At 61.1% G+C, this 16,871-nt stretch carries 15 protein-coding genes; 13 read left to right on the top strand and 2 right to left on the bottom strand.

The features are described from left to right. Positions 1 to 59: 59 nt before the first annotated feature. The 13 genes from HBO12_RS21950 to HBO12_RS21890 all read left to right on the top strand — a co-directional run bounded on the left by HBO12_RS21950 (position 60) and on the right by HBO12_RS21890 (position 14,777). On the top strand, positions 60 to 1,418 hold the full coding sequence (locus tag HBO12_RS21950; RefSeq protein WP_170043234.1) for a glutamine synthetase family protein: 1,359 nt from the start codon (positions 60 to 62) through the stop codon (positions 1,416 to 1,418). Between the two features lie 30 nt (positions 1,419 to 1,448). Then, a complete protein-coding gene (locus HBO12_RS21945) occupies positions 1,449 to 2,537 on the top strand; it encodes a polyamine ABC transporter substrate-binding protein (protein WP_170043197.1) in 1,089 nt (362 codons plus the stop codon). Further along, positions 2,534 to 3,829 (top strand): NAD(P)/FAD-dependent oxidoreductase, encoded by a 1,296-nt coding sequence (locus HBO12_RS21940; RefSeq protein WP_170043196.1) that lies wholly within the window; start codon positions 2,534 to 2,536, stop codon positions 3,827 to 3,829. The genes HBO12_RS21945 and HBO12_RS21940 overlap by 4 nt, the downstream gene beginning before the upstream one ends. Before the next feature lie 86 nt (positions 3,830 to 3,915). Continuing rightward, the gene (locus HBO12_RS21935) at positions 3,916 to 5,271 is read left to right on the top strand and encodes an MATE family efflux transporter (protein ID WP_170043195.1); all 1,356 of its coding nucleotides are present in this window, start codon (positions 3,916 to 3,918) and stop codon (positions 5,269 to 5,271) included. A 51-nt stretch (positions 5,272 to 5,322) separates the two neighbouring features. Further along, a complete protein-coding gene (locus HBO12_RS21930) occupies positions 5,323 to 7,005 on the top strand; it encodes a caspase family protein (protein ID WP_169957012.1) in 1,683 nt (560 codons plus the stop codon). Next, entirely contained in the window at positions 7,002 to 7,868 is an 867-nt protein-coding gene (locus HBO12_RS21925) for a lipase family protein (RefSeq protein ID WP_169957013.1), read from the top strand. The genes HBO12_RS21930 and HBO12_RS21925 overlap by 4 nt, the downstream gene beginning before the upstream one ends. Positions 7,869 to 8,054: 186 nt before the next feature. After that, positions 8,055 to 8,555 carry a sigma-70 family RNA polymerase sigma factor gene (locus HBO12_RS21920; RefSeq protein WP_169957014.1) on the top strand — a complete coding sequence of 167 codons (501 nt, stop codon included), beginning with the start codon at positions 8,055 to 8,057 and terminating at the stop codon, positions 8,553 to 8,555. A 32-nt stretch (positions 8,556 to 8,587) separates the two neighbouring features. After that, a complete protein-coding gene (locus HBO12_RS21915) occupies positions 8,588 to 9,556 on the top strand; it encodes a FecR family protein (RefSeq protein WP_170043233.1) in 969 nt (322 codons plus the stop codon). Positions 9,557 to 9,640: 84 nt separating this feature from the next. Continuing rightward, positions 9,641 to 12,046, top strand: a complete 2,406-nt coding sequence (locus HBO12_RS21910) for a TonB-dependent siderophore receptor (protein WP_170043194.1) — start codon at positions 9,641 to 9,643, stop codon at positions 12,044 to 12,046. Between the two features lie 204 nt (positions 12,047 to 12,250). Beyond that, a complete protein-coding gene (locus HBO12_RS28435; protein WP_262377053.1) occupies positions 12,251 to 13,081 on the top strand; it encodes a hypothetical protein in 831 nt (276 codons plus the stop codon). 224 nt (positions 13,082 to 13,305) lie between these two features. Further along, positions 13,306 to 13,653: a hypothetical protein gene (locus HBO12_RS21900; RefSeq protein WP_170043193.1), complete on the top strand. Its 348-nt coding sequence runs from the start codon at positions 13,306 to 13,308 to the stop codon at positions 13,651 to 13,653. Positions 13,654 to 13,825: 172 nt separating this feature from the next. Beyond that, complete coding sequence (locus tag HBO12_RS21895) at positions 13,826 to 14,173, top strand: hypothetical protein (RefSeq protein WP_169957017.1); 348 nt, start codon at positions 13,826 to 13,828, stop codon at positions 14,171 to 14,173. Beyond that, complete coding sequence (locus tag HBO12_RS21890) at positions 14,163 to 14,777, top strand: type III secretion effector protein (RefSeq protein ID WP_169957018.1); 615 nt, start codon at positions 14,163 to 14,165, stop codon at positions 14,775 to 14,777. Before HBO12_RS21895 ends, HBO12_RS21890 begins: the two co-directional genes overlap by 11 nt. 13 nt (positions 14,778 to 14,790) lie before the next feature. Here HBO12_RS21890 and HBO12_RS21885 read toward each other — a convergent pair whose 3' ends face one another. Beyond that, entirely contained in the window at positions 14,791 to 15,942 is a 1,152-nt protein-coding gene (locus HBO12_RS21885; protein ID WP_170043192.1) for an MFS transporter, read from the bottom strand. Between the two features lie 137 nt (positions 15,943 to 16,079). Further along, positions 16,080 to 16,742, bottom strand: coding sequence for a carboxymuconolactone decarboxylase family protein (locus tag HBO12_RS21880; protein WP_170043191.1), 663 nt, complete (start codon positions 16,740 to 16,742; stop codon positions 16,080 to 16,082). Positions 16,743 to 16,871: the final 129 nt, after the last annotated feature.

The raw sequence follows: 16,871 nt of genomic DNA, 5'->3' as shown, positions 1-16,871 counted from the left end.
AGACCTCAATGCGCCGCAAGTACAAGCCGGCGCAGCACCCAACCCATGCCGAGGTCTTTATGAATGCCCCTTTCGATCAGCTGTCCACCTGGCTGAAAGAACACAAGATTACCGAAGTCGAATGCGTGATCAGCGACCTGACGGGCATTGCCCGCGGCAAGATTGCGCCCACCAACAAGTTCTTGCATGAGCGTGGCATGCGCCTGCCGGAAAGTGTGTTGCTGCAAACGGTAACCGGGGATTTTGTCGACGACGACATCTACTACGACCTGCTGGACCCGGCCGATATCGACATGATCTGCCGCCCGGTGGCCAACGCCACCTACGTGGTGCCGTGGGCCATCGAACCCACCGCCATCGTGATCCACGACACCTTCGACAAGCAGGGCAACCCCATCGAGCTGTCGCCGCGCAATGTGCTGAAAAAAGTCCTGCAACTGTATACCGACCAGGGCTGGCAGCCGATTGTCGCGCCGGAAATGGAGTTTTACCTGACCCAGCGCTGCGAAGACCCGGACCTGCCGCTGAAAACCCCGGTGGGCCGTTCCGGGCGTGCCGAAACCGGGCGCCAGTCGTTCTCCATCGACGCGGCCAACGAGTTCGACCCGCTGTTTGAAGATGTCTATGACTGGTGCGAAGCCCAGGGCCTGGACCTTGACACGCTGATCCACGAAGACGGCCCGGCGCAGATGGAAATCAACTTCCGCCACGGCGACGCCCTCGACCTGGCCGACCAGATCACGGTGTTCAAGCGCACCCTGCGCGAAGCGGCGCTCAAGCACAATGTGGCCGCGACCTTCATGGCCAAACCGGTGGCCGACGAGCCGGGCAGCGCCATGCACCTGCACCAGAGCGTGGTGGAGATCGCCACGGGCAAGCCGGTGTTTGTCGATGCCGACGGGCAGAAGAGCCCGCTGTTCTTGCATCATATTGGCGGCCTGCAGAAATACATCCCGATGCTGCTGCCGATGTTCGCGCCCAACGTCAACTCGTTCCGCCGCTTCCTGCCCGACACCTCGGCCCCGGTCAACGTGGAGTGGGGCGAAGAAAACCGCACCGTCGGCCTGCGTGTGCCGACCTCCAGCGCCGACGCGATGCGCGTCGAAAACCGTCTGCCGGGGGCCGATGCCAACCCCTACCTGGCCATCGCCGCCAGCCTGCTGTGCGGCTACCTGGGGATGATCGAAAAGATCGAACCGAGCGCCCCGGTCGAAGGCCGTGCCTATGAGCGCCGCAACCTGCGCCTGCCGATCACCATCGAAGATGCCCTGGCGCGCATGGAGGCCTGCGATACGGTCAAGCAGTACCTGGGGGACAAGTTCGTGCGGGGCTATGTCGCGGTGAAGCGTGCCGAACATGAAAACTTCAAGCGGGTGATCAGCTCCTGGGAGCGTGAGTTCCTGCTGCTGAGTGTCTGACTCCATCATCAACTATAAAAAGGTGTCGATATGCGTCTCGTCAAACAGCTTCTCCCACTGGCCCTGGCTGCGGTGTTCAGCAGCGCCAGCCACGCCGCGCCGACGGTCAGTGTCTACAACTGGACCGATTACATCGGCGAGACCACCCTGGCCGACTTCCAGGCCAAGACGGGGATCAAGGTGGTCTACGACGTGTTCGACTCCAACGAAACCCTGGAGGGCAAGCTGCTGGCGGGGCGTACCGGGTATGACGTAGTGGTGCCGTCCAATCACTTTCTGGGGCGCCAGGTAAAGGCCGGCGCGTTCCTTGAATTGGACCGCGCGCAATTGCCCAACTACCCGAACCTGGACCCCAAGCTGCTCAAGCTGCTGGAGCAGAACGACCCCGGCAATGCCCATGCGGTGCCGTACCTGTGGGGCACCAATGGCATTGGCTATAACGTCGACAAGGTCAAGCAAGTGCTGGGCATCGACCACATTGATTCGTGGGCGGTGATGTTCGAGCCCGAGAACCTGAAGAAGCTGCAGCAATGCGGCGTGGCATTCCTGGACTCGGCGGATGAAGCATTCCCGGCGATCCTCAACTATATGGGCATGGACCCGCGCAGCGAGAAGGTCAGCGATTATGAAAAGGCCGAAGCCAAGTTGCTGACGCTGCGCCCATACATCACCTATTTCCATTCTTCCAAGTACATCTCGGACCTGGCCAACGGTGATATCTGTGTGGCCTTCGGTTACTCCGGCGATGTGTTCCAGGCGGCCAACCGCGCCAAGGAAGCCAATAACGGCGTGAACATCGCCTATGCGATTCCCAAGGAGGGCAGCAACCTGTGGTTCGATTTGCTGGCGATTCCCGTAGACGCCACCAACCCGCAACAGGCCCACGCGTTTATCAACGACCTGCTGGACCCCGAGGTGATTGCCAAGGTCAGTACCTACGTCGGCTACGCCAACCCCAACCTGGCGGCGAAGGCCTTCATGGCGCCGGAGTTGGTGAACAATCCCGAGGTGTACCCGCCCCAGGACGTGCTCGACAAACTGTACATTTCCACCACCCCCAGCCCCGCCATCATGCGTGTGATGACCCGGGCCTGGAGCAAAGTGAAGTCCAACCGATGAACCAGTCCCAAGACCATGCCCGTTCCTATTACCTGGCGTCGGCCAATGCCATGCCCCAGCGCGCGGCACTGGCTGCGGACCTGAGTGCCGATGTGTGTGTGATCGGCGGCGGCTTTACCGGCGTCAACACCGCCATCGAGCTGGCCCAGCGCGGTCTGTCGGTGATCCTCCTGGAAGCCCGGCGCATTGGCTGGGGTGCCAGCGGGCGCAATGGCGGGCAGTTGATCCGGGGTATTGGCCATGACGTTTCGGGTTTTGCCCGGTACGTGGGCGAGGAGGGCGTGCGTTACCTGCAACGGGCCGGGATCGATTCGGTGGCCTTGGTGGGTGAGCGCATCCGTGAGCACGGGATCGACTGCGACCTGCGCTGGGGCTTTTGCGAGTTGGCCAACACGCCGGCGCAGTTCGCCGCATTCCAGGGCGAGCAGGACAGCCTGGCCACCCTGGGTTACATGGCGCAAACCCGGCTGGTGGCGGCGCAGGACATGGCGCAGGTGGTCGGCTCAACCCTGTACGCCGGCGGTTTGGTGGACATGGGCTCGGGCCACTTGCATCCGCTGAACCTGGTGTTGGGCGAAGCCCGCGTGGCCGAGGCGCTGGGCGTGCGAATTTTCGAGCACAGCGCGGCGTTGCAATTGAGCCATGGCGACACCGTGCAGGTGCGCTGCGCCGGTGGCACCGTACGGGCCGGCAGCCTGGTGTTGGCGTGCAATGCACACCTCGACGAACTGGAGCCACGCCTGAGTGGCAAGGTGCTGCCGGCCGGCAGCTATATCATCGCCACCGAACCGTTGCCGGCTGCGCTCGCCGACGAGCTGATCCCGCAGAACCTGGCGCTGTGCGACCAGAAAGTCGGCCTGGACTACTACCGGCTTTCGGCGGACCGTCGGCTGTTGTTCGGCGGCGCCTGTCATTATTCGGGGCGTGATCCGGTGGATATCGCTGCGTATATGCGGCCGAAGATGCTCAAGGTATTCCCGCAACTGGCCAACACCGCCATCGACTTCCAATGGGGCGGCAAAATCGGGATTACCGCCAATCGTTTCCCCCAGGTTGGACGGTTGCAGCAGTACCCCAACGTGTTTTACGCCCAGGGTTATTCGGGGCATGGGCTCAATGTCACGCACTGGTGCGCGCGGTTGCTGGCCGAAGGGATCCACGCGGGTGTCAGCCAGGGCCTGGACACCTTCAGCCGGGTGCCGCACATGACCTTTCCCGGCGGCAAGGCTTTACGCTCGCCGTTACTGGCGCTGGGCATGTTGTGGTATCGGCTTCGGGAAATGCTGGGATAGGTGGGTAGCGGTTTAAAACACAGCAGGATCGGATCCAATACGCTATAACCCCTCGGTCGCTGTGTCATTCCGAGGCCCCGCTTTTCATGCAGAACCCTTTGCAACGCCCGCTGTGGCAGGTGTACCTGTTCTTTCTTGCGCCGATGGTGCTGTCCAACTTCCTCCAGAGTTTTTCCGGCACCCTCAACGGCATCTATGTCGGGCAAATGCTTGGCACCCAGGCGCTGGCGGCCGTGTCGGGGATGTTTCCCATCGTGTTCTTTTTTATCGCCCTGGTGATCGGCCTGGGGGCGGGCGCTTCGGTGCTGATCGGCCAGGCCTGGGGCGCGGGGGAAACGGCGCTGGTCAAAGTCATCACTGGCGCGACCCTGACTTTGGGCGCGTTGATCGGGATTCTCGCCGCCGTGCTCGGCAGCCTGTTCGCGCGCCCGGCCATGCAGGCATTGGGCACGCCGCTGGATGTGCTGGACGACGCCGTCGGCTATGCCCAGGTGATGATGCTGATCATGCCGCTGCTGCTGGTGTTCATCCTCTACACCCAACTGCTGCGGGGCGTGAGCGATACGGTGTCGCCGCTGCTGGCGCTGATGGTCTCGACGGTGGTTGGCCTGTTGCTGACCCCGGCCCTGATCCGCGGCTGGCTGGGGCTGGCGCCCATGGGCATCCAGAGCGCGGCCTATGCTGGCCTTGTGGCCAACGCCGTGGCCATGCTGTTTCTGGTGCTGCGCCTGCGTCATAAAGACCATGTGATGGCGCCGGATCGCGCATTGCTGGCGGCCTTGCGCCTGGACCGGGCGATCCTCGGCAAAGTCCTGCGCATCGGCCTGCCCACCGGCTTGCAGATGGTGGTGCTGTCGTTGTCGGAGCTGGTGATCCTGGCACTGGTCAACGGCCACGGCTCCCAGGCCACGGCGGCGTATGGCGCGGTGACGCAGATCGTCAACTATGTGCAATTCCCGGCGCTGTCGATTGCCATCACCGCCTCGATCCTCGGCGCCCAGGCCATTGGCGCCGGGCGCCTGGAACGCATCGGGCCGATCCTGCGCACCGGCCTTGCCATCAACCTGTGCCTGACCGGGAGCCTGATCGTGCTTGGCTACGTGTTGTCCCACTGGCTACTGGGCCTGTTCATCACCGATGACCAGGCGCGGGTCCAGGCCGAACACCTGCTGCACATCATGCTCTGGAGCATTCTGGTGTTCGGCTTCCAGGCGGTGATTGGCGGCATCATGCGCGCCAGCGGCGTGGTGCTGATGCCGGTGGCGATCTCGATCTTCTGCGTGCTGGGTGTGGAGCTGCCGGTGGCGTACCTGCTCAATGCACACTTTGGCCTGGAAGGGGTGTGGATGGCGTTCCCGGTGACTTATCTGGTGATGTTGGGGTTGCAGACGGCGTATTACCGGTTGGTGTGGCGGCATAAGCAGATCAAGCGGTTGGTGTGAGTTGAGGCAGCGAGGGGCTGGATGGCATAGTGTCATCATGGAGAGAGACCTATGAAAAAAGCATTAATCGCAATCGGCGTCGACCGCGCCGGCCATTTTCCTGTACTGCGTGGCGCGGCCTCTGGGGCTGAGCAGGTGGGGGAATGGGGCAGGGAGCAAGGTTTCGAGACCACAGTTTTTTCCGATGCTGACGGCAAGGTCGTGGGGCCTGAGGAGATATTCGAGGCGATCAGTAAGATCGTGGAGAGCAGGACGTGCTCTCAACTGGTGGTGTTCTTTTCCGGCCATGGTGTATTGAGAGCCCCGGATTGTGAGTTGTGGCTATTGTCCGAGGTGGGCAGGAATCCCAACCATGCCATCAACGTCAATGGCTCGATCAGCCTGGCGCGTCAGTGCGGTATCGAACACGTTGTGATCATTTCGGATGCATGCCGGTCCCTGGCGGGAACCCTTCAGGTGAGCATGGTCGACGGCTACCGGATATTTCCTGCTCATCGCTCGAGCGGCAAAGCACCCGAAGTGGATGTGTTTTATGCAGCGCTGCCGGGAGATCCGGCATTGGAGGTCTCGGCTGACGATGCGGACAAGCGTCACTATGGGCTGCTGACCGATTGCATGCTGACCGCTTTGCGGGGCGATATTGAAACTGTGATCGAAACCGTGAAAAGCGACGACGGCGTGCAAAAGCATGTGGTTGCATCACGTCCGCTTAAACTGCACCTTGAGGACGCTATTCCCCGAGCGGCAGCGGCGGTGTCTGTGGCGCTGTTCCAGCGCCCGGACTCGCGGGTGGAGTCGGCGTTGCCCAAGTTTCTGGCAACGATTGATGCCGGTGCCGAGCGAGCGATTGATGTCGCTAAGACAGCCCTGACTGAGCCCGAGCCTGATCGAGGGAGCATGCAGTGGTATCGGAAGGTGCTGCTGATCCCCAAACCTGGTCGACCGCTGCCCCGCGAGGCTTTGGATGCCGAGATGGAGCGATTAATGGCGGCGATGGATGACCAACAGACGGACATGCACACGGGGTTTCACATCAAGGGCGACGAAGTCGAGGCTATTTACGTAATCAAACAGAACCAGATCACCTTTCGCGGCAATGGGCCGAGCATCCTGATCAGCGGTTTGGAGCCAGGGGCGCTTTACCTGCGTTTCAAAAATGGCACCAGTAGCTTGCTGTCAGTTATTCCCGGATTTATCGGCACCGTGATTATTGAGGATGGGCGTATTGCTACGGTCAATTACACGCCGTCGGCCGCCGGTATTCCTATGCGTAACTATCACTATCTGGATATGCGACGTTCTTTTGTCGCGGTGGCTGCGCGTCAAGGCAGCTTCCACTTGCCTGATACAACAGCTGTGTTGCCCAGTTATCTGCGTTTCTTCAGGCGCATGGACCCAACGCTGGGCATTTATGCCGCGTATGCCTATCACCAGGCAGGCGATCAGCAGAGTGTCAGAGGGATTTACCAGCATATGGCAGATGGCCTGCAACCCATTCCTTTCGATGTGGCAATGCTTGCGTGGGCGGGCACCGATCAGGAGCAGGCCGTGCATAAGTGCATGCCCGGTGTGCCCATGCTGGCGCAGGGGTGGTCGTTGCTGGGGAATCTGACTGAGACAATGCCCAAGCAGTTGCTAGAGGCTGGGCGTTATCTGGAGCCGTCACTATGGACGACATTCTCCGGTAAGGGGTCGGCGATTCTAGAACGATATTTCAGTAGGGGTTTCCCATGAAACTGGTATTCATCCACGGGCGAGATCAACAGGAAAGCACCCGGGAAGCCCTGGAAAAATTATGGCTGGACTCGCTGTATATCGGCTGGGGGGAGTCCGGTCTTCCACTCCCCGAAGGGCTGTCTGTGACGATGGCGTTTTACGCCGACGTACTGGATGAGCTGACCCGGGCCCTCAGCACCCCGCTGGCGCGTGGGGTGCGCCTGCGTGGCGATGAACAGGCGCAGGATGATTTTCGTGGAAAATTTTTGCAGGACATCGCGACCGCCAATGGCGTGACCGATGCGCAGATCCAGGCTTTTCTCGATGAGGACAGCACCGAGAAAGGCCTTGGCAGTTCGCCCTGGATTCAGGCGCTTTTACGTGCAGTGGATCAGCGCACCGCCCTGGGTGAAGCCGCTCTTGATCGCTTCACTCGTGATGTCTATCTCTATCTGGCTTACCCCGTAGTCTCGGACCGCATTACCGCCATCGTAGAGGCGGCCATTGGCGATGAGCCCTGTGTGATAGTGGCCCACTCCTTGGGATCGATTGTTGCGTACCGCGCGTTGCAACAGCTCGGGCGTCGAGCCAACGTGGTGGGGCTGGTGACGGTTGGCTCGCCCCTGGGCCTGAATACGGTACGCGAAATGCTCACCCCCCCTGCATTGTCGATGCCTGCGGGTGTGCAGCAGTGGTTCAATGCCTATGATCCGGGCGATGCGGTGGCGTTGTATCCACTGGACGCTACCCGCTGGAACATCACACCCGGCATCGAGAATTTCAACGGCGTGAGTAACCATATGGCCAATCGGCATGGTATTGCGGGCTACCTTGATGATGTAACCGTCGCAACGTGGATGCATCAACGGTTAGTTAAGTGAGCGCAATGTCAACGTTCGTGAAAATCCAAGGGGCTCGACAGCTCCCACCGGGTTTACCGGTGTCTGTTGGATTCTCACCATAACTGATCGACATTGGCGGCAATCGCAGCCAGGGCGACGGTCAGTAATTGCTCCCATTAATAGGAAGCATTACTATTCACGCCCCGCCTACCCAGTGCATCCTCGATGACTCCTCAGCCGCCCCGCAGACCAGGCTTTTTCGCGTACTACGAGGAGTTGGTCGGGACCTGGACGCGCCGCTTGCGCAATCGCCAGCAGGCCGAGGACCTGGCCCACGATACATTCGTGCGGGTATTGGAGTCCAAGGCGGCGCTGGTCGAGCAGCCGCGTGCCTATTTGCACCAGACGGCGCGCAATATTGCGGTGGATGCCTATCGCCGTGCCGACCGGCGTGAAGCAATGGAGCTGCAAGGTCTTGACCAGAGTGCGCCGCCAAGTGGCGACCCGGAGCATTTCATGCATGCAGTGCAGTTGGCGGACTCCATCGAGCGGGCCCTGGCCGAATTGCCCCTCAATTGCCGCAAGATTTTCATTTGGCAAAAGGTCGAGGGCCTGACCCAACAGGAAATCGCCGAGCGCCTGGGGTTGTCTAAAAACATGGTGGAAAAGTATATGATCCGCACCCTGCGGCATCTGCGCGAGCGCCTGGACGCGCTGGCCCCATGACCAATGCCCGCTTTGAAACAGGATCTTCCATGATGGATACCCGTGAGTGTGCCTGTGGCAGCGCAGCGGTGCGTGACGAGGCGGCGCTGTGGTTCGTGCGTTTGCAGGATCAGCCCCTGAGCGATGCGGACCAGTGTCTTTTCGACACATGGTGTGGGGAGCATCCCGCCCACCAGTACGAATTCGAGGTGCTGCAAGGGCTGTGGAGCGCCGCCGACCTGCTGCCCAAGCGCCGTTTGCAGGCCCTGGTCGATACGCCTGTGCCGCGCAAGCGGCGTGGAGCAGTGCGCTATGCCATGGCGGCTAGTGTGCTGGCGGTGGCCGTGGGTCTTGGGCTGTTCAGCGGCCTGGATCATCCGGCGGTGTACGACGCGCAGTTCAGCACGGTGTTGGGTGAGCGTCGCCAAGTGGCGTTGCCCGACGGCTCGCTGATGGACCTCAATAGCCGCAGCGTGGTGGCGGTGCACTACGAAAAGGGCCGGCGTGGGATAGAGCTCAAGCAGGGCCAGGCGCTGTTCAGCGTCGAGCACGACACCAGCCGGCCTTTTGTGGTGCGGGCCGGGGCCGGGCAGGTGACGGTTACCGGCACGCGGTTTGATGTACGCCGCGACGATGACCAGACCCGCGTGGTGGTCGAGGCGGGAACGGTCAAGGTGCAAGGGCATGCCGCGCAGCCGGTGGTCACACTGACGGCGGGCCTGGGGACATCCATCGACAACCAGGGCGCGGTCGCGGCGGCTCGCCCGGTCAACGCCCAGGCACTGCTGGCCTGGCAGACCGGCAAGCTGGTGTTCAACGACGCCAGCCTGGCCGAGGTGGCGCGGGAAGTCTCGCGCTACCGCGAAAAACCCTTGCGGGTCAGCACCGCGGCCAGCGAGTTGCGCCTGACCAGCGTGTTCAAATCCAACGACACCGATGCCTTGCTCAAGGCCTTGCCGCACATCCTGCCGGTGGCTCTACGCACGCTGCCGGACGGCAGCCAGGAAATAATTTCACGTTAGATTCAGGTTTTTTCCGAGTTCTTCGTCTTCTTGTCCAACTGCAACTGGTTTGCATTAACAGCCGCGCTTTCCTGGGATTACGACGTGAAAAAACTCGCTGCGAACAACAATAAAACCTGGCGCTGGGCGCCCCTGGCCCTGGCATTGGCGATCAATGCCGCACTGCCTGCGGCCTATGCCGACGATGCCATCCATATCAAGGCCCAGCCTTTGGGCGCGGCGCTGAGCCAATTGGGCCAGCAAACCTCGCTGCAAGTGTTTTTCAGCCCGCAGATGGTGGCAGGCAAACAAGCCCCGGCCGTCGATGGCAACCTGTCGCCGGAACAGGCCTTGCGCCAGTTGCTGCAAGGCAGCGGCCTGGAGTACCAGATCGATTCGGGCTCGGTGACATTGCATCCGGCCTCCACGGGCACTGGTGAAGCGGGCTCGCCCCTGGAGCTTGGCGCGACCTCGATCAAGGTCGTGGGCGATTGGCTGGGCGATGCCAATGCCGAAGTGGTGCAGAACCATCCCGGCGCGCGTACGGTGATCCGGCGTGAAGCCATGGTGGAGCAGGGCGCGATGAATGTCGGCGACGTGTTGCGCCGGGTTCCCGGGGTGCAGGTGCAGGAGTCCAACGGTACCGGCGGCAGCGATATTTCCCTCAACGTCGGTGTACGTGGCCTGACGTCGCGCCTGTCGCCACGCTCCACGGTCCTGATCGACGGTATTCCTGCGGCGTTCGCGCCCTATGGCCAGCCCCAGTTGTCGATGGCACCGATTTCCGCCGGTAACCTGGAGAGCATCGACGTGGTACGCGGCGCCGGCTCCGTGCGTTATGGACCGCAGAACGTCGGCGGCGTGATCAACTTCGTGACCCGGGCGATCCCCGAGACCTTTTCCGGTGAGGTCGGCACCACCCTGCAAACCTCTTCCCACGGTGGCTGGAAACATGTCGACAACGCCTTCATCGGTGGCACCGCAGACAATGGCATTGGCATGGCGCTCCTGTATTCCGGGGTCAATGGCAACGGTTATCGCGACAGCAACAATGGGAACGACATCGACGATGTGATCCTCAAGACCCACTGGGCGCCGACCGATCAGGACGATTTCACCCTCAACTTCCATTACTACGACGCCACTGCCGACATGCCCGGCGGCCTGACCCAGAAGCAGTTCGACGCCAACCCTTACCAGTCGGTGCGCGACTGGGACAACTTCAGCGGCCGGCGCAAGGATGTTTCGTTCAAGTACATCCGTCAGATCGACGACCGTACCCAGGCGCAAGTGCTGACTTACTATTCCGACAGCTTCCGTGGCAGCAACATCGCCAACCGTGACCTGGCTACTATCGGTTCCTATCCGCGTACCTACTACACCTTCGGTATCGAGCCACAGGTGTCCCATGTCTTTGACCTGGGGCCCACGAGCCAGGAAGTCAGCGTGGGCTACCGCTACTTGAAAGAAGGCATGCACGAACAGGCCACACGCCTGAACCTGACCAATAACGTCCCTACGCCGGGGCCGCAGAGTGATGGCCATGTGTACCAGGACCGCACCGGTGGCACCGAAGCCAACGCGTTCTATATCGATGACAAGATCGATGTGGGCAAATGGACGATTACCCCCGGTATCCGCTTTGAAAGCATCCGCACCCAATGGCATGACCGCCCGGTGCTGGCACTCAATGGCACTCCCGTCCAGGAGAAGCGCCGCGAGATCAAGAACAACGAACCGCTGCCGGCACTGAGCGTGATGTACCACGTCTCCGACGCCTGGAAACTGTTCGCCAACTACGAAACGTCCTTCGGCAGCCTGCAGTATTTCCAGCTGGGCCAGGGCGGTAATGGCGACCAGACGGCCAATGGCCTGCAACCGGAAAAAGCCAAGACCTACGAGGTCGGCACCCGCTACAACGACAATGTGTGGGGCGGCGAAGTGACGTTGTTCTACATCGACTTCTCCGACGAATTGCAGTACGTCAGCAATGACGTGGGCTGGACCAACCTGGGCGCCACCAAGCATGCGGGTATCGAAGCCTCTGCCCGCTACGACCTGGCCAACCTTGACCCGCGCCTGGATGGCCTGAGCGCAAATGCCGGCTTTACCTACACCAAGGCGACCTCCGAAGGTGATGTGGCCTTTAAGGGTCGTGACCTGCCGTTGTACTCGCGGCAAGTGGCAACCCTGGGCCTGCGTTATGCGGTCAACCGCTGGACCCATAACCTGGATGCGTATGCCCAGTCCGGGCAGCGGGCGCCAGGTACCACCAGCACCTATATCACCCAGCCGACTGCGGACGGCCAGTACGGTGATATCCCGGGGTATGTGTCGGTCAACGTGCGCAGTGGCTATGACTTTGGCGCGCAACTGTCGAACCTGAAGCTGGGCGTGGGGGTGAAAAACGTGTTCGACCAGCAGCACTACACCCGGTCCAGCGATAACAACTCCGGGATCTACCTGGGTGAGCCCCGTACGTTCTTTGTGCAGGCGAGCGTGGGGTTCTGACGCGTGCTTCCTACGATCCTTCTGACGAAAGCGAAGGGTCGTAGGGACGCGTTTCCTACCTTTATTTTGTGATTTTCTGCACTTTGCGGAACCGAACTCCGTAGGCCTGCCACACACCTTCAGCTCATCGTGTGCGGGCACCCATTGTCTGGGTGCCTGGGACCGTGAGGTGAACTGTGTCAACAAGCCGCACTGGAGAACATTATGTCGGTAACTGCATTCAATCAGCCTGTCGTCAAACTACCGAATGACGCCACACCGCAAGGGGCTGAGGCAAAGGCCAACACCTCGGGCGCTGCGGCGCCGGCCGCCGGGGCAGCCTCCAAGGGGCCCAGTTTCAGCGGGCCGCAGAGTCAGTCGGGGCCGGTGTTCGCAGCACCGCAGCCGATGGCACAGGGCGATGCAGCTCGGGGGGCTGCGCCTGCGTCCTATGGGGGGCCGCCGCCAAGGCCTGTTGCGCAGAAGCCCGATCCGATCTACTCAAAACGCAGCCATGATCAGTTGGCCCAGCAACTGCTGGATAACTTCCAGTCGTTCAAGGATCCGAGCAACCCGTCCTACATCACGCCCCAAGGTCTGAAAGACAAGGCACAGATGCCCCTGACCGGCTACTCGAGCAAGGATCAGGACACCCGGCTGGCCAGGGAGATCCTGAAACGTCCGGACCTGCTCAAGGCGCTAGACCGTGACGGTCGTACGGGGGCGCTGGATGCCCAACTCACCCGACAAAACATTTATGACGTCATACGCTCGGACAACCCGTTGAAGTTCAAGGACGACGCACAGCTGGCCAAGGACATGCTGAATAACTTCAATCAGTTGAAAGGAAATTTCTGGAACAAAGACATCAAGTTCGCCGATCTCGATGCCAAGGCCCAGCGCCCGCTGACAGGTGACCCGTACCGGGACCAACTCACCCAACTGGCCAGGGAGGTCAATAACCGCTCGAACCTGCGCCAACAAATGGACAATACGGCCAGCCCCGATTATGACGGCAGGATCAGCAGACAAGCCTTGAAGAAGTTGTCCCGTTAAGCCGCGGGTATTGCAGCGCAAGCATAGAACCGGGATGGGCCGCGAGTATTACGCCGTGTTTCCCGGTTCGGCCATTAACGATGGCAGGGCTGGCTGAAAGTGCCAGCGTCCGCTCATCGCCTGCCACTTCAATGAACAGGAACTGTTTTCAGCGGTCTGCCACATAGCTTGTAACTGACGGCCTTTATGACGCCGACGGTTTCACTCAAAGAGAGGGTGTTGACATGACTTCTACGTCGTTTGGAACTCAAACTCCTGGCTTGCCACAATCCCTTCTTGCACCACCTTGCGAAACCCGCGCGCAGTGCCAACGTTTCGATGCTCAGCACCAGGGCGTGGCTGGCGAGGGAGGTGCCGAGGTTCAGCGAGCGAAGGGTTTTTCCGCACAGTACACATTCAAGGCCCCGGCGGCGGATGACTTCGCCAAAGGCATGCTTGCTCACCGAGCCACCGCGACGCCAGGCTCTGATGTGTCGACAACGGTGGGTACCACGGTGGGGTTGATCAATGCAATAAAGGCCATGCTGGGTGTTTCGAAATCCGTGGCATTGCCGCCCCAAAAACCTGACTGAAGCCGCGCCCAGGCCCCCTCCGTTGTTTACATGTAGTCATCGAAAATGATCGACCGCCCCGGAACCATTGCCGGTGCTTGGCCACATACTTTGCGCTTTTTGGAAACCACCCTTGTAGTGACGGTGGTGATAGCCGGTCTGAGTATGGATCTAGAAAAGGTGGATATGAAACATGGCAATTGACGGTGGGGTACCTCTCCTGCGGCCTGATGTTACGAGCCGCCATGATGCGATACCGGATGACGCACAACAGAAAGCTCATGCTGCTTCAATCGAGAGCACGCCGCGTGGGTGGCAGGTTGACAATCAGCCTCTGCCCAGCACGATTCGATCTTCGGGTTTCCGGCGCCCCTTGCGGTGGGCCACGCCTGACGAAGTCACTCTGCATCATCAGGAACTCAGAAACACGCCTTCGGCGCGTACCTCCCATATGAACCCCTATACCCAATTGCCGGATAGCCAGTTGGTGAAGGCCTTGGGTGATCATTTTTCCGTGCTGGAAAATTTTCATGAAAACTGAAGGCTTGAAACTGGTGGCGTTGCGACGGATCGCGGGTGAAAAAATGACGGACACACCAGCGCTCAATAACGCCATTCTGCTGGCCAAGGCCCTGCTCCAGCGCCCGCGACTGATCGACGCGATCCTCGACGAGGAGGGCTTGATTACGCGGCAAAGCCTGTCCAAAGCGGTACAGGGAGTGTTTGGCAACAGCGACCCAAATGCCTTCAGTTCGGATCCCTTTCACGCCAAGACCAACGTCGAACTGGTGCAGGCGTTCAGGGCGGCATTTGATGAACTGCGTGACAGGTCCCGGGATCGCACGGGCTTTTTCGAGAGCGTCGGCTACGTGCAGATCGAGCGGCTTGTTTCAATCAGCAAGGACCCGGACGAAACGGACCAGGAAGGCGCCGTTATCCGGGACCCCGTCACGGGGTTAGCGAAAAAAATGTACAGCGAACAACTGGTGTACATGTCAAAAAACCTGGTGGACCGCCCCAGGCTCTTGAACTCGCTGGAACGCATCCATTCTGGCTGGCGACGCCTTTACGGCAGCCATTACCAGAAGGGCTGGTTGAGCAACAAGGACCTGGACGGCTGGCTGGAAAACAACAAGACCCTGTAGGGTCTTGAGCGCGTTACACCCGCAGGATTTTCCCGCTGATCGCCACCCCCAGCAGGAGCGCGGCGATCAACACAAAGGCCACGCTCAAACTGCTGCCATGGGCGATAAAGCCGATCAGCGCGGGGCCGGCGAGAATACCGGCATACCCCAAGGTGGTAATGGCGGGCACTGCAATATGCTCCGGCATGACGGTCTGCTTGCCGACTGCGGTGTACAACACCGGGACGATATTGGAGCAGCCGGCGCCTACCAGGGCATAGCCCAGCAGCGCGGTTTCCCAGGCTGGGAGCAGGGTAGCCAGGAGCATGCCGGCAGTGGCCAGCAAGCCGCCGATCACGATCACCCGTTTGGCCCCCAGGCGACGCACAATGGCATCGCCGGTCAGGCGTCCGATGGTCATGGTCAGGGCAAATGCCGCATAACCCAGGCCCGCATAGGCTTCGTCGAGGCCGCGTTCGTCACTGAGGAACACCGCGCTCCAGTCGAGCACGGCACCTTCTGCCAGGAACACGATAAAACACAGGCAGCCGATAAACAGCACTACCCCGTGGGGGATGGCGAAGGCGGGGCCGGAGCTTTCGCTGCCGTAGGGCAGCAAGTGCGGGGCCGCCTTGAGCAGGGCGGCCAGGGTAATCACGATGACCACCAGGGTGGCCGACAGTGGTGACAGCCCCAAGCCCAGCAACGCGCTGACCCCCGCCGCCCCGACAATCCCTCCCAGGCTGAACAACCCGTGGAAGCCCGACATCATGGTTTTGCCACTGGCTCGTTCGACGATCACCGCCTGCAGGTTGACGGTGGAGTCCACCGTGCCCAGGCCCGCACCAAACAGAAACAATCCTGCCATCAGCAAGGGTATCGAGCTGACGGTGGCCAGCATCGGCAAGGCCACGCAGAGCAGGAGCGTGCCGGCGCTGAGTACGCGCCGGCAGCCATAGCGTGACGCCAGCGCGCCGGCCACCGGCATCGCAATGATCGAGCCCACCCCCAGGCACAACAGCAACAGGCCCAGGGTGCCTTCGTTGAGATTTGCGCGGGCCTTGGCATAGGGCACCAGAGGCGCCCAGGCGGCAATGCCGAAGCCGGCAATAAAAAACGCGATACGGGTCGACATTTGTTCCAGGCGCCCGGGAACCACGGGCGCAGGGGTGGGAATGGCAGTCATGAAAGTCCTTGGTTTTTGCGTTCAGCGAACGATGTCCGGCGCGACATCCTTGCACATCAGGCCCTGTGGAGCGAGCCAGGTTCCCTTGGCGATCGCGAACTTTCCTGCAGCAGCAGCGGATACTGCTGGCCTTCGGGTCAGGTGGTTGCCGGCAGATACGCCCTGACTTGCACGACGTCGGCGCCGTCGACGCGCACCACGACCGTGCCACGGGGCGTCGTTTCCTGGCCGATGTAGCTCTCTACCATTACTCGGTCCGCAGCCGTGGCTTGCAGCGATAGCTTATGGGGTTTGCGCAGCAGCTTGCGAGCCTGGGCGTCCACCGGGAATGAGGGGTGGCCGCGGCGCACACTGTCGCAAAACGCTAGCGCCACGGCGCGGGGTGTCGGTGGTGGTGGCGAGGGCAGGTTGGCCCCGGCGAACAGCAGGTTGAGTTGATCGGCGGTGGCGACGGCGCGCGGGAAGCCGGTAAAGGCCGAGGCGACCAGCAGCAGTTCGGTCAACTCCCCAGGCGCCAAGCCTTGGGCCAGGCTGGTCTTGAAGTGCACGCTCAACGGTGGGCCGACCATGCCGGCGGCGACGATCGCGGCAAAAATCGCCGCTTCCTGCAGGCGCGGATCGAGGCCCGGGCGATCATGCAGATAGCCATACACCACGCCGACCGCCAATTCGCCCAGGGCCGGTGCGGTATGGAACAACGCATCCAGGCGTGCGCCGCCATCAGGTACCAGCTCAATGAACGTTTTGCGGCCTTCGCGATAAAGCGTTTCAACGGGACTTTGCGGGGCAAGGGGCTTCATGGTGCATCCTCCGAGAAAATGAGGACGGCGTTTGCTCGACTGCGCACGGACTTCGGCCTGATGAAAACGTCCATCCAGGGGAACTAGGAGTGTAGGGCGAGTGGCTGTTTTTGCCAGGGTCATGCACAC

The sequence above is a fragment of the Pseudomonas sp. WS 5059 genome, assembly GCF_012985525.1.
Taxonomy (GTDB): Bacteria; Pseudomonadota; Gammaproteobacteria; order Pseudomonadales; family Pseudomonadaceae; genus Aquipseudomonas.
Note: the sequence above shows the minus strand (reverse complement) of the source record. Positions and strands in the feature narration are given on the sequence as shown.